This is a genomic window from Neisseriaceae bacterium, assembly GCA_016864895.1.
Lineage (GTDB): Bacteria > Pseudomonadota > Gammaproteobacteria > Burkholderiales > Neisseriaceae > QFNR01.
Map to the genome: position 1 here is coordinate 48,229 of CP046107.1, position 20,012 is coordinate 68,240.

20 protein-coding genes and 1 tRNA gene are annotated in these 20,012 nt (G+C 34.8%); 17 read left to right on the plus strand and 4 right to left on the minus strand.

Annotated features, from left to right (window positions below):
- Positions 1–28: 28 nt before the first annotated feature.
- Positions 29–664, minus strand: coding sequence for a phosphoribosylglycinamide formyltransferase (locus tag GKC53_00215; protein QRN40606.1), 636 nt, complete (start codon positions 662–664; stop codon positions 29–31).
- Between the two features lie 6 nt (positions 665–670).
- Entirely contained in the window at positions 671–1,510 is an 840-nt protein-coding gene (locus tag GKC53_00220; protein QRN40607.1) for an AAA family ATPase, read from the minus strand.
- Positions 1,511–1,630: 120 nt separating this feature from the next.
- Between GKC53_00220 and polA the strand changes: the two genes are divergently transcribed.
- Positions 1,631–4,390 carry a DNA polymerase I gene (gene polA, locus GKC53_00225; protein ID QRN40608.1) on the plus strand — a complete coding sequence of 920 codons (2,760 nt, stop codon included), beginning with the start codon at positions 1,631–1,633 and terminating at the stop codon, positions 4,388–4,390.
- Positions 4,391–4,415: 25 nt separating this feature from the next.
- The gene (gene msrA, locus GKC53_00230; protein QRN40609.1) at positions 4,416–4,970 is read left to right on the plus strand and encodes a peptide-methionine (S)-S-oxide reductase MsrA; all 555 of its coding nucleotides are present in this window, start codon (positions 4,416–4,418) and stop codon (positions 4,968–4,970) included.
- 258 nt (positions 4,971–5,228) lie between these two features.
- Here the strand turns inward: msrA and GKC53_00235 are convergent, their stop codons facing one another.
- Both GKC53_00235 and GKC53_00240 read right to left on the minus strand, forming a co-directional pair.
- Positions 5,229–6,050, minus strand: coding sequence for a hypothetical protein (locus tag GKC53_00235; GenBank protein QRN40610.1), 822 nt, complete (start codon positions 6,048–6,050; stop codon positions 5,229–5,231).
- A gap of 34 nt (positions 6,051–6,084) precedes the next feature.
- A complete protein-coding gene (locus GKC53_00240; protein QRN40611.1) occupies positions 6,085–6,756 on the minus strand; it encodes an ABC transporter permease subunit in 672 nt (223 codons plus the stop codon).
- 113 nt (positions 6,757–6,869) lie between these two features.
- Here GKC53_00240 and GKC53_00245 point away from each other — a divergent pair, with 113 nt between their 5' ends.
- From GKC53_00245 to nuoL, 15 genes are all read left to right on the plus strand, one after another.
- Complete coding sequence (locus GKC53_00245) at positions 6,870–7,682, plus strand: triose-phosphate isomerase (protein ID QRN40612.1); 813 nt, start codon at positions 6,870–6,872, stop codon at positions 7,680–7,682.
- Positions 7,683–7,695: 13 nt separating this feature from the next.
- The gene (gene secG / locus GKC53_00250) at positions 7,696–8,121 is read left to right on the plus strand and encodes a preprotein translocase subunit SecG (GenBank protein ID QRN40613.1); all 426 of its coding nucleotides are present in this window, start codon (positions 7,696–7,698) and stop codon (positions 8,119–8,121) included.
- Between the two features lie 140 nt (positions 8,122–8,261).
- Positions 8,262–8,345 (plus strand) — tRNA-Leu (locus GKC53_00255).
- A gap of 336 nt (positions 8,346–8,681) precedes the next feature.
- Positions 8,682–9,038, plus strand: coding sequence for an NADH-quinone oxidoreductase subunit A (locus GKC53_00260; GenBank protein QRN41797.1), 357 nt, complete (start codon positions 8,682–8,684; stop codon positions 9,036–9,038).
- A complete protein-coding gene (locus tag GKC53_00265) occupies positions 9,029–9,508 on the plus strand; it encodes an NADH-quinone oxidoreductase subunit B (GenBank protein QRN40614.1) in 480 nt (159 codons plus the stop codon). Before GKC53_00260 ends, GKC53_00265 begins: the two co-directional genes overlap by 10 nt.
- A 5-nt stretch (positions 9,509–9,513) precedes the next feature.
- Positions 9,514–10,104, plus strand: coding sequence for an NADH-quinone oxidoreductase subunit C (locus tag GKC53_00270; GenBank protein QRN40615.1), 591 nt, complete (start codon positions 9,514–9,516; stop codon positions 10,102–10,104).
- A complete protein-coding gene (locus GKC53_00275; GenBank protein QRN40616.1) occupies positions 10,097–11,350 on the plus strand; it encodes an NADH-quinone oxidoreductase subunit D in 1,254 nt (417 codons plus the stop codon). Before GKC53_00270 ends, GKC53_00275 begins: the two co-directional genes overlap by 8 nt.
- Positions 11,350–11,823, plus strand: coding sequence for an NADH-quinone oxidoreductase subunit NuoE (nuoE, locus tag GKC53_00280; protein ID QRN40617.1), 474 nt, complete (start codon positions 11,350–11,352; stop codon positions 11,821–11,823). The genes GKC53_00275 and nuoE overlap by 1 nt, the downstream gene beginning before the upstream one ends.
- Positions 11,823–13,118: an NADH-quinone oxidoreductase subunit NuoF gene (nuoF, locus tag GKC53_00285; GenBank protein ID QRN40618.1), complete on the plus strand. Its 1,296-nt coding sequence runs from the start codon at positions 11,823–11,825 to the stop codon at positions 13,116–13,118. The genes nuoE and nuoF overlap by 1 nt, the downstream gene beginning before the upstream one ends.
- Before the next feature lie 37 nt (positions 13,119–13,155).
- The gene (locus GKC53_00290) at positions 13,156–15,429 is read left to right on the plus strand and encodes an NADH-quinone oxidoreductase subunit G (GenBank protein ID QRN40619.1); all 2,274 of its coding nucleotides are present in this window, start codon (positions 13,156–13,158) and stop codon (positions 15,427–15,429) included.
- A 1-nt stretch (position 15,430) separates the two neighbouring features.
- Positions 15,431–16,471 carry an NADH-quinone oxidoreductase subunit NuoH gene (gene nuoH, locus GKC53_00295; protein ID QRN40620.1) on the plus strand — a complete coding sequence of 347 codons (1,041 nt, stop codon included), beginning with the start codon at positions 15,431–15,433 and terminating at the stop codon, positions 16,469–16,471.
- A gap of 13 nt (positions 16,472–16,484) precedes the next feature.
- On the plus strand, positions 16,485–16,964 hold the full coding sequence (nuoI, locus tag GKC53_00300; protein QRN40621.1) for an NADH-quinone oxidoreductase subunit NuoI: 480 nt from the start codon (positions 16,485–16,487) through the stop codon (positions 16,962–16,964).
- 12 nt (positions 16,965–16,976) lie between these two features.
- Positions 16,977–17,642 carry an NADH-quinone oxidoreductase subunit J gene (locus GKC53_00305; protein QRN40622.1) on the plus strand — a complete coding sequence of 222 codons (666 nt, stop codon included), beginning with the start codon at positions 16,977–16,979 and terminating at the stop codon, positions 17,640–17,642.
- A 1-nt stretch (position 17,643) separates the two neighbouring features.
- On the plus strand, positions 17,644–17,952 hold the full coding sequence (gene nuoK, locus GKC53_00310) for an NADH-quinone oxidoreductase subunit NuoK (protein QRN40623.1): 309 nt from the start codon (positions 17,644–17,646) through the stop codon (positions 17,950–17,952).
- Positions 17,953–17,973: 21 nt separating this feature from the next.
- On the plus strand, positions 17,974–20,010 hold the full coding sequence (gene nuoL / locus GKC53_00315; protein ID QRN40624.1) for an NADH-quinone oxidoreductase subunit L: 2,037 nt from the start codon (positions 17,974–17,976) through the stop codon (positions 20,008–20,010).
- Positions 20,011–20,012: the final 2 nt, after the last annotated feature.

Genomic DNA, 20,012 nt, shown 5'->3' on the forward strand with positions numbered 1-20,012 from the left:
CATATACTGAATAATAAGATTCGTTTTCTTAGAAATTAAGTATTTTTTGTTGATGTTCATCATGTTGTCTTTGATTAATAACTTTATTTTCTTTGATTAATAAATTATTAAAAATAAAATCTTGAATAGCCATAGGATAGATGATATGTTCGCAACTTAGCACTTTTTTAGCAAGTGTTTCAGCTGTATCTCCAGAGGTGATAGGAACCGCAGCTTGGGCAATAATTGGGCCACTATCTAGTTTGGGGGTTACAAAATGTACAGTGCAACCGGCGATTTTACAACCTGATTCTATGGCATTCTTGTGAGTATTCAATCCAGGAAACGCTGGTAATAGTGAAGGATGGATATTCATTAATCGATTTTTATAGTGTTCACAAAAAGATTCACTTAGGATTCTCATAAAACCTGCCAAAACAACTAAATCAGGTTCAAATTGATCAATTAATTTAATGAGAGTTGAGTCATAAGCTTCACGGGAAACGAAGGATTGGTGGTTAAGAGAAATTGCATTTAGACCTTGCTGTTCAGCCCATGATATACCTGGTGCATTTTCATTGTTACTAATGACGGCAACAATAGTTGCATTTTTGATGTTAGCATTAACGATGGCCTTCATATTACTGCCATTTCCAGAGATTAAAATCACGATTTTTTTATTCATAATCAATTAGCTGTTTTTTATAATTTGTGAAAAATGGTGAAGCAGAGAAATATCTTGCTCATTTTTTAATAAAGCACCGATATGGGGTGGGATATTTTTTCGTTGTTTTGATTCTGTTAGTATATTCTCAGATAAATCATCTGCTGATAATAGCTTTAACCAGTCGATTAGTTCTGAAGTAGAAGGTTTTTTCTTTAAGCCATCAATACCTCTTAAATCATAAAAATACGCTAAGGCTTCACTAATAAGTCTTTCCTGAATGTTAGGATAGTGTACATCAATAATCCGACGCATAGTTTTTTTATCAGGGAATTCGATATAATGAAAGAAACATCTTCTTAAAAAGGCATCAGGTAGTTCTTTTTCGTTATTGCTGGTAATAATAATAATTGGACGGTGTTTAGTAGTTATGACTTCTTGAGTTTCGTAACAAGAAAATTGCATACGGTCTAATTCAACTAATAAGTCATTGGGAAACTCAATATCTGCCTTATCAATTTCATCAATTAATAGTACTACGGGTTTATCTGCTTCAAAGGCTTGCCATAACTTACCTTTGACAATATAGTTTTTGATATTGGAAACTCCTTCTATCCCGAGTTGAGAGTCTCTTAAACGTGAAATTGCGTCATACTCATATAAACCTTGTTGTGCTTTTGTGGTGCTTTTAATATGCCACTGGATTAAATCAGTATCAAATGATTTAGCCACTTCTTCCGCTAGAAGGGTTTTCCCTGTACCCGGTTCCCCCTTAATTAATAAGGGTCGTTGTAATAATACTGCTGCATTGACAGCCATTTGTAATGCTTCGGTTGCAATATATCCTTGTGTGCCTTGGAATTTCATTATGTAAACCTTCTCTATCCTTCTCTGTAATGTGATATTGTATTATATAATACTAGATAAATATTTGATTAATTTCAAGCTGACAATTACGCATAATAACAAAGTTAGGAATCCATGGCTATGCAGCTACAAAATAAAACTCTACTACTTATTGATGGTTCATCTTATATATATCGAGCCTTTCACGCTATTAGCGCCTTATCAAATACTGCAGGAGAACCAACTAATGCATTGTTTGGTGTTTTGAATATGTTAAAAAAAATTGAGGATAACTATATTTTTGATTATTGTTGCTTTGTCTGTGATGCGAAAGGTAAGAATTTTCGTCATAAGTTGTTTAAGGATTATAAAGCCACTAGAAAACCCATGCCTGATGATTTACGACCTCAAGTTGAGTGGATTAAAGAATTAGTTGATTTAATGGGTTGGAATGTTTTAGTTGTTGATGGGGTCGAAGCGGATGATGTAATTGCGACTTTGACCAAAAAAGCCAAAGCCACCAAGATGCAAGTCATTATTTCAACAGGAGATAAAGATATTGCACAATTAGTAGATGATTCTACTACTATGATTAACACTATGACAGATGAAATTTTGGATGTTGCAGGGGTTAAAAATAAATTTGGTGTTTTTCCAGAACAAATAGTAGATTATTTAACTTTGGTAGGAGATAGCTCGGATAATATTAAAGGAGTAAAGAAATGTGGGGCTAAAACGGCAGTCAAATGGTTAGATGAATATCGAACGTTAGAGAATTTATTGGCGCATGCTGATGATATTAAGGGTAAAGTGGGTGAGAATCTGCGCTTGGCACAAGAATGGTTGTCCTTATCTCATACACTAATTACGTTAAAAGATGATGTACTTTTATCAGAGTATTTACCGAATGGCATTGAAGATTTAAATCGGAAACCAGAGAATTGGGATTTACTATTGCCCCAATTACACCGTTTTGGTTTTAAGAAATGGATTAAGGATATTGAAAAAAAAGGCATTCATACAACTATTCACTCAGAAAAGGAATATGGAACTAATTTTACAATTGAAAAAAATACACTTAAACCTCAATTACCGAGCCATGTTGAAGATCGTGCGATAAAAAGTAAAGAAGATTTAAATAATTTTCTGGTTTATCTAAATCAAGCTAAAAGAGTGGGTTTTGATACCGAAACGACGTCATTAGATCAAATGCAGGCAAGACTAGTTGGAATGAGTTTTTCTTTTCAAACAGGTGAAAAATTTTATATACCACTGGATCACCATTGGTTATCTTCTGAAACCTCTTTAGATATGGCACAAACACTAGTGCAATTAAAACCCTATCTAGAAAATCCACAGCTTGAAAAAATAGGTCAAAATTTGAAATATGATCAACATGTTTTAAAAAACCATGATATTGTGCTTAAAGGGATAGTGGGAGATAGTATGTTGGCTTCGTATATCATAGAAAGCCATTTAGGGCATGGATTAGATGAGTTGGCAGAACGGCATTTAGGTATGACGACGATTAAATATGAAGATTTATGCGGTAAAGGTGCTAAACAAATCAGTTTTGCCCAAGTACCTTTAAAAGAGGCAACACACTATGCTTGCCAAGATGCAGATTTAAGTTTGCACTTAGAAAAATATTTGGTGTCTTTAATGAGTGAAGCACAGAGAAAATTGTATTATGACATGGAACTGCCAATATTAGAAATTTTGGCTCGTATGGAGCGTTACGGAGTATTAATTGATAAACAAGAATTGCAAAAACAAAGTCATGAACTAGCCATTAGAATTTTAGCTATTGAACAAGAAGTCTATCAGATTGTTGGTCAAGTATTTAATTTGAATTCTCCTAAACAAATGCAAGAAATCTTGTTTAATATTTTAAAAATACCCACACAGGGTCTCAATAGAACGCCCAAAGGAGATATTTCTACCAGTGAAGAGGTATTAGAGAAATTAGCACAAGATTATCAAGTACCTAGATTAATATTAGAATATCGTTCTTTGACTAAGTTAAAATCAACCTATACAGACAAATTATCTTTATTGTTGGATGAAAATAACCGAGTACACACGACTTATGCACAAGCAGTAGTGAATACAGGTCGTTTGGCGAGTAATAATCCTAATCTGCAAAATATTCCTGTACGAACGCAAGAGGGACGTAAAATACGTCAAGCATTTATCGCTCCACCTAAACATAAAATTATCTCAGCAGACTACTCGCAAATTGAATTACGTATCATGGCTCATTTATCAGGAGATGAAAATTTAATTCAGTGCTTCAATAATAATGAGGATATTCATCGCACTACTGCTTCTAAAATTTTTCACATCCCATTCGATGAAGTAAAAACAGAGCAGAGGCGTTATGCAAAAACTATTAACTTTGGCTTAATTTATGGTATGAGTCAGTATGGTTTAGCCAAATCATTAAATATTGACTCATCTGAAGCTAAATCTTTTATTGATCAATATTTTAATGAGTATCCTGGTGTTTTAACCTATATGCAGCAGACTAAATTACAAGCTCATAAAATGGGTTATGTGGAAACTATTTTTGGTAGAAAACTTTATTTGAATAATATTAATTCTAATAATGCTCGTTTAAGAAGTAGTGCTGAGCGAGCAGCCATTAATGCACCGATGCAGGGGACAGCTTCTGATCTGATTAAACTAGCCATGATCAATGTGCAAAACTGGCTAGACAAAGAAAAACTTCAAACTCAAATGATAATGCAAGTACATGATGAATTAGTTTTTGAAGTGCCAGAACAGGAGCTGAAAATTATTCATACACATATTCGTAGGTTAATGACCTCCATAGTAGATCTAAAAGTTCCTTTAGTGGTGGATATAGGAGAAGGCGATAATTGGGAAACTGCTCATTAAAGGAAATAAATAATAGGAAGAATAAATGGAACATAATCAATATGAAATTGCTTATTTGGGTGGTGGGTGCTTTTGGTGTTTAGAAGCTCTGTTTAAAAGAATACCGGGTGTAGTAGAGGTGGTTTCTGGTTATATGGGAGGTAATATTCAACATCCTAGTTACCAAGAAGTTTGTCAGGGAAATACTGGTCATGCTGAAGTGGTGCAGATAACTTTTAATCCTAAACAAATTGACTATAACAATCTATTAAATTTATTCTTTGATCTTCACGACCCTACGACTGTCAATAGACAAGGTAATGATGTGGGAACACAGTATAGAAGTATTATTTTTTATACTAGTGATAAGCAGAAGAATCAAGCACAAAAGAAAATACATATTTTGGATACACAGGCCATTTTTGATGACAAGATTGTTACACAAGTAGTGGCAAAAGAAAACTTTTACCCTGCAGAAGAATATCATCAAAATTATTTCGATACCCATACTGATCTAGCTTATTGTACTTATGTGATCAAACCTAAAGTGAAGAAATTACAAGAATTATTGTGTGGAGAGGTACTACATAAAGGAGTTTAGTTCAATTTAAGAGTGCATATTTTTTTTATGGGTACACTTTAAGGAGCATTTTAATATTGTTGATATTATTTTGAATCTGTTTTGTGTAAGACACAGGCCTTAATAGTTTTATATCTAAGATATTATTGAAACACGAAAAGAACTCCCTACTCAACGATTGATAATAGTGATTAAATGAGTCTCATAGGGAGCATTTTACCATAATGCTTACTAATCTAATACACTGTATAACGAATTTAAGTCATTGGAATGATATAATTATTCCCAATTTTTTGGTAAATTATATCCCTTAAATTTTCCTCTAATATAGGCCTTAAATTCAGCAGAGTTATAAGCTTCTTCTACATCTTTAATCCATTGTGAATCTTTATCTTGTGTCCTAATAGCAGCAATATTAATATATTCTTTACTCTTTTCTTGAGCTAAAGCAGTAGTTAGTTCAATACCTGAACTTCTAGCATAATTACCATTAATGATAGCAAAATCTAGGTCATCTCTTGATCTTGGTAACTGAGCTGCTTCTATCTCAAGTAATTTTATTGGTCGATGATAAGTTTGAATATCCTTGATGGTTGCTAATGTTCTATCTGTTTCTGGACTAATAGAGATATAACCGATATCATCTAGCAGTAATAAGGCTCTAGCCAAATTAGTTGGATCATTAGGAATACCAATAGTGATTTCTGCCTTATCTGTTCTTAAGTCAGAGGATTTACCTGAATAAATTCCCAAGCCAGCGGTAGGCACCTCAAATAATTCCATTAAATCTAAGTTTTGTTGTTTGATAAAGTAATAAAAGTAAGGACGATGTTGAAAAACATTAATGTCAATGCTTTTTTCAGCTAAGACTTTATTAAGCAATACATAATCAGAAAATTCTTTGAGAGTAACTTGATAGCCTTTTTTTTCCAATTGTGGGATGATTGATTCTTTGACCATGTCACCAAAATCACCAATAGTTGTACCAATGACAATTTTTTTACTTTCGTCAATAGATTTTTGAGAGCCTGAGGAACAACCAGACAAGCTACCCAAAGCGATAAATGCTATAGTAGCAAACGTTAATAATGATTTAAACATAATATAACTCCTTAAATATAATATAACTCCTTAATTATTTCCGATTGAGTTTTGTGGCAAGAAAGTTGCCCACTGACTGTATAATCACAACCATTATGGACAACAGAATAACAATAAATACAACAACGTCTGGTTGATAACGTTGATAACCATAACGAATGGCTAAATCACCTAAGCCTCCGCCTCCAATCATCCCTCCAGCTGCGCTAGAGGAAAGTAATGTGATAATTAAAATGCTCGCGCTCAAGATAATACCGGGTAAAGACTCTTTTAACAGGATGGAAAAAATAATTTTAGGATAGCTGGCACCTAAAATTTGAGCAGCTTCAATAATATCTCCAGGAACTTCTTGTAAATTTTGTTCTACTAAGCGTGAAAAATAAAATAGGCCAGCAATACTTAGGACGAAAGCTGCAGCGATGGGGCCAAAAGAGGTTCCTACAACCATGCGAGTGATACCTAATAGAGCAACCATTAATATGACAAAAGGAAAAGCCCTCATAAAGTTAACTGTTTGCGATAGAGCCTGATGGATGTATTTATTTTCTCTTATTTGGTTATCTCCAGTGACAAATAACAGTATACCAAGTAATCCTCCTACAAAAATAGAAGCGATAGAAGACAGACCTACCATTATAATAGTATCTAAGCAAGCTTGTATAATTTCATTTTTTAGAGCAATAACATTAGAAAAATTAAAAGACATAAAATGCTCTCTTCCCACATTATAACATATTTGGTACTATTCTAACCCAATGTAACTGTTTTTTAAACTGGAATGTTTTTTATAGAACAAGCTAATTGTGAGAGTGAATTATTTTGATGTCTTTTATGGGGTATACTAGAAGCTATTACAAAAGGGAGAATATTGTGAATTGGATGGGTAAGATCATTTTATGTAATTGGAAAATGAATGGTTCATTATCAATGATTGAACATTATTTTTCAGAATTAAATTTAGAACCTACATCTAACAAAAAATGCACTATAGGATTAGCAGTTCCATTTATTTATGTACAACCATTCCAGGAATATTTAAAGGAGAGTACTTGGAGGTTGGGTGTACAAGATGTAAGTCAATTTTCAGTAGCAGGTGCCTATACAGGTGAAATTAGTGCTAGTATGCTAAAAGACTTTCATGTTCAATTTGTTCTGGTTGGGCACTCAGAAAGAAGACAGTATTTCAAAGAAAATAATTCGATTTTATTTCGTAAAATAAAAAATTTGTTATCTGAAAATATAACCCCTGTGTTTTGCATTGGAGAAACATTAGAAGAAAAGAAATTAGGTTGTACTCAGGATGTTTTGAACCAGCAATTAAGTGTATTGGATAATATCGGTATTGATATCAACAAAATAGTCATTGCGTATGAACCAGTATGGGCGATCGGGACTGGTCATACGCCAAGTCAAGAAGAAATACAGATGAGTTTGGGTCATATTCGATCTCAAATATTGCTAAGACATTCTGAAGCTGATAGAATCCCAATTCTTTATGGGGGTAGTGTCGGTGTTGGTAATGCGAAAGAGATAGTATCAATAGATCATGTAGATGGTTTATTGATAGGAGGTGCTTCTTTAAGGTCTCGGGACTTTGTTAAGATTGTCGAATCAGTAATTGAAATAACATAAAGCGAATAAAATTATGTCAAATACATTAAGCGTTTTTTTGTGGATTATTAATATTTTTTCTGGATTGAGTATCATATTTTTAGTGTTAATGCAACAAGGAAAAGGAGCGGCTGCAGGTGCTTCGTTTGGAGGTGGTAGTTCTCAAGGGGTTTTTGGGGCATCAGGATCAGATAATTTTCTCAGCCGTAGCACAGCAATAGCAACTATTATTTTTTTTACAACTTGTTTAATGCTTGCTTATTCAGCGACACAAAGATCAGTAGTTGATGTTAGTAGGGTAAATTCATCGATGGCAATAGAAAAAACTAAGCCTGCTGTAAAATCTGATGATCGTGCTCTACCGGATTCAACGCCTACTGTAAATGGTGGTGCGCAGGTACCATCTCAAAAAATACACACGGATGAGGGGTTGGTTTCTCAAGATTCTTCTGCTAAGTGAACGATAACAACAGAAGGTGGTTATGTACTTGAAACTTAAGGATAAATTTGCCTAGCTCTATCATTAAGAGAAAAGTAACTTTAACTGTTCTTAAATGTTCAAATAAATAGTCGTCGTTTTTGATAGTGTTGAAATATTTAGCCGACATGGTGAAATTGGTAGACACGCCATCTTGAGGGGGTGGTGACCTATGGGTCGTGCGAGTTCAATTCTCGCTGTCGGCACTAATTTAAAATATTATTAAGTTTTTATTGAGTATTGTTTAATTAAACAGGTTTTTGGAGTATAATTGACAAGTTGTAGTAAAAAATTTTATACATATAATAAAAATAAATAAAAACAAACATAAAACAAATTAAGAATATAAAACAAAAGTTATTTGTAGTGGGTTTTATTTTTATCGTTGATTGTTGTTGTCTATAACCTTAACGATTTAAAAAATAACTTACATGATAAATTGGAACATAAACATATTAATCATTACTTGTCGTTTTGTGACAAAATAGTTTGTCTATTGAATTTGGTTTTTCTGGACAATCTTGAGAGGGAATTAATGAATGATGCTATCAAATTTTTATCCTGCCTTTATTTTCTTACTCGTTAGTTTTCTAACGGGAGTCTTGTTTATTACTTTGGGTTATATTTTAGGGCCTCAACACCCTACTAAGATTAAAGAGGAAGCTTTTGAGTGTGGATTTGAAGCATTCGAGGGGGCTCGTATGGAGTTCGATGTCCAATACTATCTTGTTGCTATCCTGTTTATATTGTTTGATCTGGAAGTTGCATTTATATTTCCTTGGGCGTTAGTTTTTAGGGATCTGGGGATGTGGGCATTTTGGGCTATGTTTATTTTCTTAGCAATATTAACGTTAGGGTTTATTTACGAATGGAAAAAGGGAGCACTTGAATGGGAATAGATGGTGCCTTCAACGAAGGATTTATAGCTACTAGTGTTGATAGAGTAGTGAACTATATGAGATCAGGCTCTATTTGGCCTGTTACTTTTGGATTGGCTTGTTGTGCTGTTGAGATGATGCATGCAGGGTTTTCTAGGTATGATTTGGATAGATTTGGTATTATTTTTAGACCGAGTCCTAGGCAATCTGATCTGATGATTGTGGCAGGGACTTTGACTAATAAAATGGCACCAGCTCTTCGTCGTGTATATGATCAAATGTCTGATCCTAAATGGGTTTTGTCTATGGGGTCTTGTGCCAATGGTGGTGGTTATTACCATTATTCATATTCTGTAGTACGTGGTTGCGATAGAATAGTTCCCGTTGATGTGTATGTGCCTGGATGTCCTCCCACTGCTGAAGCCTTGATTTATGGATTAATTCAGTTGCAGTTGAAGATAAACCGTGAATGTACTGTTGCTCGAGATTGATTATTATGTCTAGACTATCTGATTTAAAAGAACTCATATCGAATAATATTGATGGCTTATATGAATCTATCAAAGTTAGCCACAATGAAGTAACCATTGAATGTAATACGAAACAGTATTTTGAGTTGATGAGAGTGCTACGTGATAGTACTCAATTAGATTTTGATCAGCTCATCGATTTATGTGGTGTTGATTATTCTGAATATAAGAATGAGATTCAGCAAGAAAGAATATATGCAGTTGTAGTACATTTGCTTTCAATATCCAGAAATTATCGTGTTAGAGTTAAGGCATATATTGATGATGTTATGGTTCCTCGAATTGATTCTGTTGTTGAACTATACAGTTCTGCCAATTGGTATGAAAGAGAAGCATTTGATATGTACGGTATTATATTTAATAAACATCCCGATTTGAGAAGAATATTAACTGACTATGGGTTTGTGGGTCATCCATTAAGAAAAGATTTTCCAGTTTCAGGATTGGTTGAGATGATTTTTGATGAGGAAGAGAATCGGGTCATTTATCAACCTGTTACGATAGAACCGAGAAATAATGTTCCAAGAGTGGTAAGAGAGGAGAAGTACGGTGTCTAGAATCAATAATTACACTGTTAATTTTGGACCACAACATCCCGCTGCTCACGGTGTATTAAGACTGATTCTTGAGCTTGAGGGTGAAACAATATTGAGAGCTGATCCACATATTGGTTTATTGCATAGGGGAACTGAGAAGCTTGCAGAATCAAGAACTTATCTACAAGCACTGCCTTATATGGATCGTTTGGACTATGTTTCTGCCATGTCTAATGAACAGGCTTATTGTTTGGCGGTAGAGCGTTTGTTGGGAATTGATATACCTGTGCGTGCCAAATATATTCGTACTATGTTTGCTGAAATATCTAGAATTTTAAACCATTTAATGGGGGTGGGTTCTCACGCGTTGGATATTGGTGCTATGACTGTGTTTTTATATGCAGCTCGTGAACGTGAAGATTTGATGGATATGTATGAAGCTGTTTCGGGTGCTCGTTTGCATGCAGCCTATTTTAGGCCTGGTGGGGTGTATCGTGACTTACCTGATAGTATGCCTAAATATGCAGAAAGTAAGTATAGAAGTAAGAGTAAGTTAAAGAAATTGAATAGTAATCGAGAAGGTAGTTTGCTTGATTTTATTGATGATTTTACAAAACGTTTCCCTTCTTGTGTTGATCGTTATGAGAGTCTTTTGACAGAAAATCGTGTTTGGAAGCAACGTACAGTAGGTGTAGGGGTTGTGTCCCCAGAAAGAGCTTTGCAAATGGGATTTAGCGGTCCAATGCTAAGGGGTTCTGGGATTGCTTGGGATTTACGTAAAAAACAACCTTATGAGTCTTATGAATACATGGACTTTGATGTGCCTATTGGCAAGAATGGCGACTGTTATGATCGTTATTTGTGTCGAATCATAGAAATGAGAGAATCCAATAAGATTATTACTCAGTGCGTGGATTGGTTAAGGAAAAATCCTGGACCTGTCATAATTGATGATCTGAAAATAGCACCTCCTAAAAGAGAGAAAATTAAAACAGGGATGGAGGAATTGATTCATCATTTTAAATTATTTAGTGAAGGCATGCACGTTCCTGAGGGGGAAGTTTACCAAGCAATTGAGCATCCTAAGGGTGAATTTGGTGTGTATATTATTTCTGATGGTGCTAATAAACCCTATCGTTTGAAAATTAGAGCACCAGGTTTTGCTCATATGCAAGGAATGGATGAGTTAGCAAGAGGTCATATGTTAGCTGATGTGGTGGCATTGATGGGAACGTTAGATCTAGTGTTTGGGGAGGTAGATAGATAATGTTATCTGAGGAATCTCTGAGGAAAATTGATAGAGAATTAACTAAATATCCTGAAAAAAATTTTCGATCTGCAATTATGTCTGCCTTGACAATCGCCCAACAGGAGAGAAAGTGGTTATCTCCGGATGTAATAGAATTTGTAGCTGAGTATATAGGAATACCTCCGGTACAGGCTTATGAAGTAGCAACATTCTATAATATGTATGATTTAAAGCCCGTGGGTAAGTATAAACTTCAAGTTTGTACGAATCTTCCTTGTGCGTTACAAGGTGGGATTAATACGGCTGAATACTTAAAGAATAAGTTGGGGATCGAGCTGGGTGAAACAACATCTGATGGAAAATTTACCCTTATAGAGGGAGAATGTTTAGGTGCATGTGGTGATGCACCAGTATTGTTGTTGAATAATCATAAAATGTGTAGTTTTATGACTGAAGAAGCAATCGATAAAATGTTAGCGGAGTTAAACTGATGGCTGTATTTAACCAAGGTATAATTTTTAACCAAGTAGATACCAGTGATCCAAATTGTTGGACTTTGAAAGAATACGAGGCTCGAGGTGGTTACCAAGGACTTAAAAAAATAATTGATGAAAAAATAAGCCCAGAAGATGTGATTGCAATTGTTAAAGATTCTGGTTTGCGTGGTAGGGGTGGTGCAGGATTTCCAACAGGTTTGAAGTGGAGTTTTATGCCTAAAGAGCATAAGGGCGATAAATATGTTGTGTGTAATACGGATGAGGGTGAGCCTGGAACATTTAAAGATAGAGATATCTTACGTTTCAATCCACATGCCTTGGTTGAAGGAATGATTATTGCCGGTTATGCCATGGGATGCACTGCTGGATATAATTATATTCATGGTGAAATTTTTGAAGAATATCAATTGTTTGAAAGGTGTTTAGAGGAAGCAAGGGCGGCTGGTTACCTGGGAAAAAATATTCTAGGTTCTGATTTTAGTTATCAGGTGTATGCCCATCATGGTTATGGTGCTTATATATGTGGTGAAGAAACAGCTTTATTGGAATCTTTAGAAGGGAAGAAGGGGCAGCCTCGTTTTAAACCACCTTTCCCGGCAGCTGTTGGTTTATTTGGCCAACCGACCACTATTAACAACACTGAAACTTTTACATCTGTCCCATTTATTATAAGAGATGGTGCTAGCAAGTTCAGTCAGTATGGAGTTGAAGGTTCAACGGGTACCAAAATATTTTCAGTTTCTGGTCATGTTCAAAGACCAGGAAACTATGAGATTCCGCTGGGAACACCATTTAAAGAAGTTTTAGAGATGGCAGGAGGTGTTCGTAAAGGACGTCAATTGAAAGCGGTAATACCTGGGGGTGCATCTGCCCCTGTTTTGCCTGCAGATATCATTATGAATATTACCTTAGACTATAATTCGATACAAAAGGCAGGATCTATGTTGGGTTCAGGTGCAGTCATCGTCATGGATGAAGGGGTTAGCATGGTCAAGGCGTTAGAAAGGCTGTCTTATTTTTTTTATGAGGAATCTTGTGGTCAGTGTACACCATGTCGAGAGGGAACTGGTTGGTTGTACCGTATAGTACATCGAATTGCTTCTGGTCAAGGAAGAATGCAAGACCTGGATTTGTTAGAGTCTATTTGTGGCAATATATCAGGAAGAACAATTTGTGCTTTAGGAGATGCTGCTGTTTTCCCTGTAAGAGGATTTTTACGGCATTTTAGAAACGAATTTATTGAATGTATTGAAACCCAACAACCACCGTTGAATCATAGTTGGTTTTAACTCTTCTGCTTAAATAAATGATTTAGGAATATTGAATATGATACAAATTGAGATAGATGGTAAGGAAATTTCAGTAGAGAAAGGAACTTCAGTAATTGAGGCTGCTGCTCAGGCTGGAACATTTATTCCTCATTTCTGTTATCACAAAAAATTATCCATAGCTGCGAATTGTCGTATGTGCTTAGTTGAAATTGAAAAAAACCCTAAGCCAGTTCCAGCATGTGCTACTTTGACAGCTGATGGAATGAAGATTCATACTGACTCACAGCTAACAAGATCAGCTCAAAAGGGAGTCATGGAGTTTTTATTATTAAACCATCCGTTAGACTGTCCTATTTGTGATCAAGGTGGTGAATGTCAACTACAGGATCTGGCCGTAGGCTATGGGCACTCTCACAGTAGATTCATAGAAGAAAAAAGAGTAGTTCCCCTTAAGGACATGGGGCCATTAGTGGCAGCTATAGAAATGTCTCGTTGTATTCACTGTACTCGTTGTACTCGATTTACTGAGGAAATAGCTGGTTATCAAGAAATTGGTATGATTAATAGAGGAGAGCATTCAGAAATTGTTCCTTTTATTGGTAAAGTTATTAACAGTGAAATTTCTGGTAACGTGATTGATCTATGTCCAGTAGGTGCTTTGACGAGTAAACCATTTAGGTATAATGCACGTACTTGGGAGCTTTCAAGACGTAAATCAATATCAGCTCATGATTCATTAGGTTCCAATTTGGAAGTTCAAGTCAAAGATAAAACTGTACGCAGGGTTTTACCAAGAGAAAATGAAGAGATTAATGAATGTTGGTTATCTGATAAAGATCGTTTTGCTTATGAAGGATTGAATCATGATGAAAGGGTTTATCATCCTATGATTAAGCAAGATAATCGTTGGTTTACAGTAGACTGGATGACTGCTCTTAGATATGTAGAAAAAGGCTTATTGGGTGTTACAGAAGAATATGGTAAGGATTCTATTGGTGTTTGGGTCAATAATAACAATACTTTTGAAGAGTTATATTTATTGAAGAAATTGGCTAAAAATTTTGGTATAGAACACATTGACAGTCACTTGAGAGTTCAAGATAGAACTATTAACAAGATGAAGCAAGGTGCTTTGTGGCTAGGTCAATCTATTAATAGTTTTTTAACTAGTGACGTGATTTTTATCATTGGTTCTTATTTGAGACAAGATCAACCACTATTAACTGCTCGTATTAGACAAGCTGTTAACAGAGGTGCTCGTTTGATTGTTCTACAGGCATTCAAAGAAGAATTACATATTCCTAAGGTGATACAAAAAATTCTTTCACCTAATGAGTGGTTGGATTTCTTAAGTAAAATTCAATTAGGGGAAGAACTAGAGTGTGCTAATATACTAAAATCAGGTACTAAAGTCAGTATTGTATTGGGGGAAGAAGCTCAGTTACATCATGATTTTGCTCTGCTTTATCAGATGGCTCAGAATTTAGCAAGTTCGGTATCTGGAAAAATAGGTATTTTCCCTAACGCTGCTAATGCTGTCGGAGCCGATATGTTGGGATTGATCGCGGGGGAAAGTAACAGTATCGTTCATATGATCGATAATCCTAAAAAAGCAGTTATTTTAGCTAATGTTGAACCTGATTTAGACAGTTATCATAATAAGAAAGCATTATCAGCACTATCTCAAGCAGATACAGTGATAGCACTAACACCTTATGCTAGTGAATCCATAAAAGAATATGCAGATGTTATCTTACCAATTGCTACTTTTACAGAAACTCCAGGTAGCTTTGTGAATATGGAGGGTACATTACAGTCATTTTATAGTACTGTTCCTGTCTTAGGCTATACTAAGCCTATGTGGAAAGTCATTAGAGTAATCGGGAATTTATTGGGATTAGATGGCTTTGATTTTCAAACATCTCAGGAAGTTTTAGCTGAAGCAGTCTCTCATTCTGATATTCAGCCTTTGAATAGTAAGATTGTCATTAGTGATCTATCGAAAACGCAGATATGTAAGACTAACGGATTTATTCGAGTCGGTGGAATTAGTTTATATAATACTGATGCAATTGTCAGAAGATCTGATTGTTTACAACAAACAGTACAAGCTCAGATGCCTTGTTTAGCGATTAATAGTAAGATGTTGCAAAAACTGGGTCTGAGAGAACAAGATCGCGTTTTAGCGAATCAGACAGGTGGAGATTGTTTAGAGTTACCAATTCGATTGGATGACTCCTTGCCAGATTACGTGGTTCACTTACCTGCACATCAAAGTAATCAATATTTAGGTGCATTGATGGATGAAATAGTTTTAAAACGAGGATAATATGGACGCATTTTTTCAAGGCATATTGGGTCATGACATAGGATTAACAGTTTCAATATTGATTAAAATTGCTATGTTAATGGTTTGTTTAATTTTAACAGTAGCTTATTTAACCTACTTTGAACGTAAAGTAATTGCTTACATGCAAATGAGAGTTGGGCCGAATGTGACAGGACCTGGGGGGATGATACAACCTTTTGCAGATGTTTTTAAACTCTTACTTAAAGAGGTTATTAGACCAAGTGCAGCAAATAGGGGTCTGTTTATGCTAGGGCCTATTATTACTTTGTTGCCTGCTTTTGCTGTATGGGCAGTGATTCCTTTTTCAGAAAATTTGATTTTGGCTAATTTAAATGTGGCAATTTTATATTTGCTGGCGTTAAGTTCATCTGGTGTCTATGGCGTAATTTTAGGTGGTTGGGCATCTAACTCTAAATATTCATTTTTAGGCGCAATGAGAGCCTCAGCACAAATGATTTCCTATGAATTACCGATGAGTTTTGCGATTATCTCCGTAATTTTAGTGGCTGGCAGTATGAGTTTTATTGATATTGTTCATATACAGGAGGGTAATTCTGGATTGTTTTCTTGGAACTGGTTACCTTTACTGCCTATGTTTATTATATATTTTGTATCAGGAGTAGCAGAAACAAATAGAGCACCATTTGATGTGGCTGAAGGTGAGTCTGAATTAGTTGCTGGTTTTCATACTGAGTATTCAGGGTTTGCATTTGCGGTATTTTTCCTGAGTGAATATATTAATATGATGGTTATTTCTGCTTTGACCACTATTTTGTTTTTAGGTGGCTGGTTATCTCCATTTCCTCAGTCTTGGGGATGGATAGGACAGGATCATTTTGCGTGGATGCTTTTGAAAATGGCATTTGTATTGTTTATTTATTTTTGGTTTAGAGCAACATTTCCAAGATATCGTTATGATCAAATTATGAGATTAGGTTGGAAAGTATTTATTCCCATCACTTTGATTTGGTTGATTGTTGTGGCTTATTGGATGATGACTCCTTACTCACTCTGGAATTAAAGGTTTTTAGATTATGCTACGATTTATTAGAACATTTGCTTTATCCGAGTTGGTTTATGGATTATGGGTTACGTTAAAGACTTTTTTTAAAAGAAAAGATACGGTGATGTTTCCCGAAGAAAGTATTCCTCAATCTGTTAGATTTAGAGGCTTGCATGCTCAGAGACGTTATGAAGATGGGGAAGAAAGGTGTATTGCTTGTAAATTATGTGAATCTGTTTGTCCAGCAATGGCAATTACGATTGATGTTGCGGAGGAAAGTGATGGTACACGTAGAACTTCTACTTATGATATAGATTTAACGAAGTGTATATTTTGTGGTTTTTGTGAAGAGGCGTGTCCTGTTGACGCTATTGTTGAAACACAAATTTATCAATATCATGGAGAGAAAAAAGGAGATTTGTATTATACCAAACCTATGTTGTTAGCTATTGGTGATCGATATGAATCAGAGATTACACAATGCAAAGAAGCTGATTCTTCCTATAGATAAAGGTTAAACGATATGAATTATTTGATTCCTATTTTATTTTATTCATTTGCGATAGCTCTTTTATTTTCTGCTATTAAGGTAGTTACAGTAAAGAATCCCGTTAAGGCTTCGTTGTGGTTAGTGCTTACTTTTGCAATTAGTTCCTTGCAGTGGATTTTAATGCAAGCTGAATTTTTAGGTATTGTTCTGCTATTAGTTTATGTTGGTGCAGTGATGGTGTTATTCCTTTTTGTAGTGATGATGTTAAATATTGACGGAGAAACTATGAGAGCAGGATTTTGGAAAAATTTACCTATATCGTTCACAATTGGTATTTTAGTAGCAGCCTCTTTAATTCTTATTTTTATCAGTCCTGATACTGATTTAGCTTCTTTTGATCATTTTAAGAATTTGTCTATTGACTATAATTCGGTTAGAGAGATAGGAAAGGTTTTATATAGTAAGAGTTATGTGATAGCTTTTGAATTAGCTGCAGTTATGTTGTTATTGGGTATGGTTTCTGCAATTGCTTTAGTTAATCGTGAAAGTAAGAATAGTAAACGCGTGCAACCAAAAGATCAGGTTAAAGTAAATCCTTATGTAGGCAGGGTAGAAATTGTTAAAATGAAGCCTGTAGTGATGGAAAACAAACAAGAATTATCAAAAATCAGTGGTACTGATGATGAAAGGGGAACATAAAATGACTATAACTTTAACCCATTATCTTGTGTTATCGTCCCTGTTATTTGGGATCTCAGCTATGGGTATTTTTATGAATCGTAAAAATGTGTTGATTTTATTGATGTCTATAGAATTGATGTTATTAGCAGTAAATTATAATTTTATTTCATTCTCTAGATATATGAACGATATTCATGGACAGATTTTCGTATTTTTCATATTGACAGTAGCGGCGACAGAATCAGCAATAGGTTTAGCTATCATGGTTTTGGTTTATCGTAATCGTAAGAGTATTAATGTTAGAGATTTAGGGACATTGAAAGGTTAATGGTCAGGAAGAATAAGTATTATGGATAAGATGAGTTTATATTTAATAATTGTTTTAGCCCCATTATTTGGTTCCTTACTGGCTGGATTCTGTGGAAAAAAAATAGGTAAGACAGGTGCGCATACGGTTACTATCTTAGGGTTGTTATTATCTACATCGCTGTCATGTTATGTATTGAAAGGATTTATTACAGGTCAAGAGACTGTATTCAATGAAAATCTATACACATGGTTGACTGTTGGTGATTCACTAAGTTTTTCGATAGGTTTTTTGGTAGATCAACTAACAGCTTTAATGATGTTTGTTGTTACCAGTGTTTCTTTGATGGTTCATATTTATACCATTGGCTACATGAAAGATGACTCCGGTTATCAACGTTTTTTTAGTTATATTTCTTTATTTACTTTTTCAATGCTCGTTTTATTGATGAGTAATAATTTTGTTCAGTTATTTTTTGGATGGGAGGCAGTTGGTTTAGTTTCTTATCTTTTAATTGGTTTTTGGTTTAAGCGTCCAACAGCCATTTTTGCTAATTTAAAAGCGTTTCTAATTAATAGGGTGGGGGATTTTGGCTTTTTACTGGGGATTGGTTTAGTATTGGCTTACTTTAATGTAGGGTTAGAGTACAGCGCAGTTTTTCAAGTGGCTCCAAGTTTAAAAGATACTACACTTACAATTATTCCAGGTTTAGAACTCAACTTAATGACGACGACGTGTATTTTGTTATTCATTGGCGCTATGGGTAAATCAGCACAGTTTCCACTACATGTATGGTTACCAGATTCGATGGAAGGTCCTACACCCATCTCTGCTTTGATTCATGCTGCAACAATGGTTACAGCTGGTATTTTTATGGTTACAAGAATGTCTCCTCTCTTTGAATTATCAACTATGGCTTTAACATTTATTGTTGTTATTGGTGCTATTACAGCCTTATTTATGGGCTTTCTTGGAGTAGTACAGCATGACATTAAGAGAGTGGTGGCGTATTCTACTTTGTCTCAATTGGGTTATATGATTGTTGCTCTAGGGGTATCTGCATACAGTGCAGGGATGTTTCATGTTATGACACATGCCTTTTTTAAAGCACTTTTGTTTTTGTGTGCAGGTTCTGTAATAATTGGTATGCATCATGATCAGGATATGCGTAATATGGGTGGATTGAGAAGATATATGCCAATTACCTGGATAACTATGTTGTTAGGTAGTTTATCTTTGATTGGAACACCTTTCTTCTCTGGTTTTTTCTCTAAGGATTCTATCATAGAGGCAGTTAAATTTTCTCATTTACCCGTTGCGAATATGGCCTATTGGTTTTTAGTTATTAGTGTCTTTATTACAGCATTTTATTCTTTTAGATTATATTTTTTAGTTTTTCATGGCAAGGAACGCTGGAGAGAATCTAAAGGACATCATGTAGATGCTAATGCAGAGCATCATGGTTTAGCACCTAATGAAAATCCTAAGGAGAGTCCTTGGAGTATGATACTTCCACTAATTTTTTTAGCCATACCGTCTGTAATTATTGGTTACTATACAATTGAACCATTACTATATGGTGGATTTTTTGGAGAATCAATTTATATTAATACTACTTTGCATACTGTTATGGCGAGCATGAGTGAACACTTCGAAGGAGGTGCTAAAGTAATGGGGATTCATGGATTTACAAGTTTGCCATTTTGGCTGGCTTTGGCTGGAGTGGTTTCGGCTTTTATAATGTATATGGTAATTCCCGCATTACCTGAGAAGTTTAAAACTGTTTTTAAACCTATTTATGCCTTATTAGATAACAAATATTATATTGATGATCTTTACTATTTTGTATTTGTTAAAGGATCTCAAAAAATAGGTAGATTTTTCTGGCAGGTGGGTGATGTACTATTGATTGATTCGGTTATTGTTAATGGTAGTGCAAGAGTAGTATCAGTTTGTTCTGTAGTTTTTAGAAAGTTACAGACTGGTTTTATTTATACCTACGCTGTTACTATGATTTTAGGGTTATTAGTTTTCATTATTTACTGGTTTTATCCAGTTATTCTTAAAACATTCTCATAAGA

Bases quoted from the DNA above. Each gene is read 5' to 3' on its own strand.
- GKC53_00215 (QRN40606.1), bottom strand. From the start codon at position 664: ATGAATAAAAAAATCGTGATTTTAATCTCTGGAAATGGCAGTAATATG.
- GKC53_00220 (QRN40607.1), bottom strand. From the start codon at position 1,510: ATGAAATTCCAAGGCACACAAGGATATATTGCAACCGAAGCATTACAA.
- polA (QRN40608.1), top strand. From the start codon at position 1,631: ATGCAGCTACAAAATAAAACTCTACTACTTATTGATGGTTCATCTTAT.
- msrA (QRN40609.1), top strand. From the start codon at position 4,416: ATGGAACATAATCAATATGAAATTGCTTATTTGGGTGGTGGGTGCTTT.
- GKC53_00235 (QRN40610.1), bottom strand. From the start codon at position 6,050: ATGTTTAAATCATTATTAACGTTTGCTACTATAGCATTTATCGCTTTG.
- GKC53_00240 (QRN40611.1), bottom strand. From the start codon at position 6,756: ATGTCTTTTAATTTTTCTAATGTTATTGCTCTAAAAAATGAAATTATA.
- secG (QRN40613.1), top strand. From the start codon at position 7,696: ATGTCAAATACATTAAGCGTTTTTTTGTGGATTATTAATATTTTTTCT.
- GKC53_00260 (QRN41797.1), top strand. From the start codon at position 8,682: ATGCTATCAAATTTTTATCCTGCCTTTATTTTCTTACTCGTTAGTTTT.
- GKC53_00265 (QRN40614.1), top strand. From the start codon at position 9,029: ATGGGAATAGATGGTGCCTTCAACGAAGGATTTATAGCTACTAGTGTT.
- GKC53_00270 (QRN40615.1), top strand. From the start codon at position 9,514: ATGTCTAGACTATCTGATTTAAAAGAACTCATATCGAATAATATTGAT.
- nuoE (QRN40617.1), top strand. From the start codon at position 11,350: ATGTTATCTGAGGAATCTCTGAGGAAAATTGATAGAGAATTAACTAAA.
- nuoF (QRN40618.1), top strand. From the start codon at position 11,823: ATGGCTGTATTTAACCAAGGTATAATTTTTAACCAAGTAGATACCAGT.
- GKC53_00290 (QRN40619.1), top strand. From the start codon at position 13,156: ATGATACAAATTGAGATAGATGGTAAGGAAATTTCAGTAGAGAAAGGA.
- nuoH (QRN40620.1), top strand. From the start codon at position 15,431: ATGGACGCATTTTTTCAAGGCATATTGGGTCATGACATAGGATTAACA.
- nuoI (QRN40621.1), top strand. From the start codon at position 16,485: ATGCTACGATTTATTAGAACATTTGCTTTATCCGAGTTGGTTTATGGA.
- GKC53_00305 (QRN40622.1), top strand. From the start codon at position 16,977: ATGAATTATTTGATTCCTATTTTATTTTATTCATTTGCGATAGCTCTT.
- nuoK (QRN40623.1), top strand. From the start codon at position 17,644: ATGACTATAACTTTAACCCATTATCTTGTGTTATCGTCCCTGTTATTT.
- nuoL (QRN40624.1), top strand. From the start codon at position 17,974: ATGGATAAGATGAGTTTATATTTAATAATTGTTTTAGCCCCATTATTT.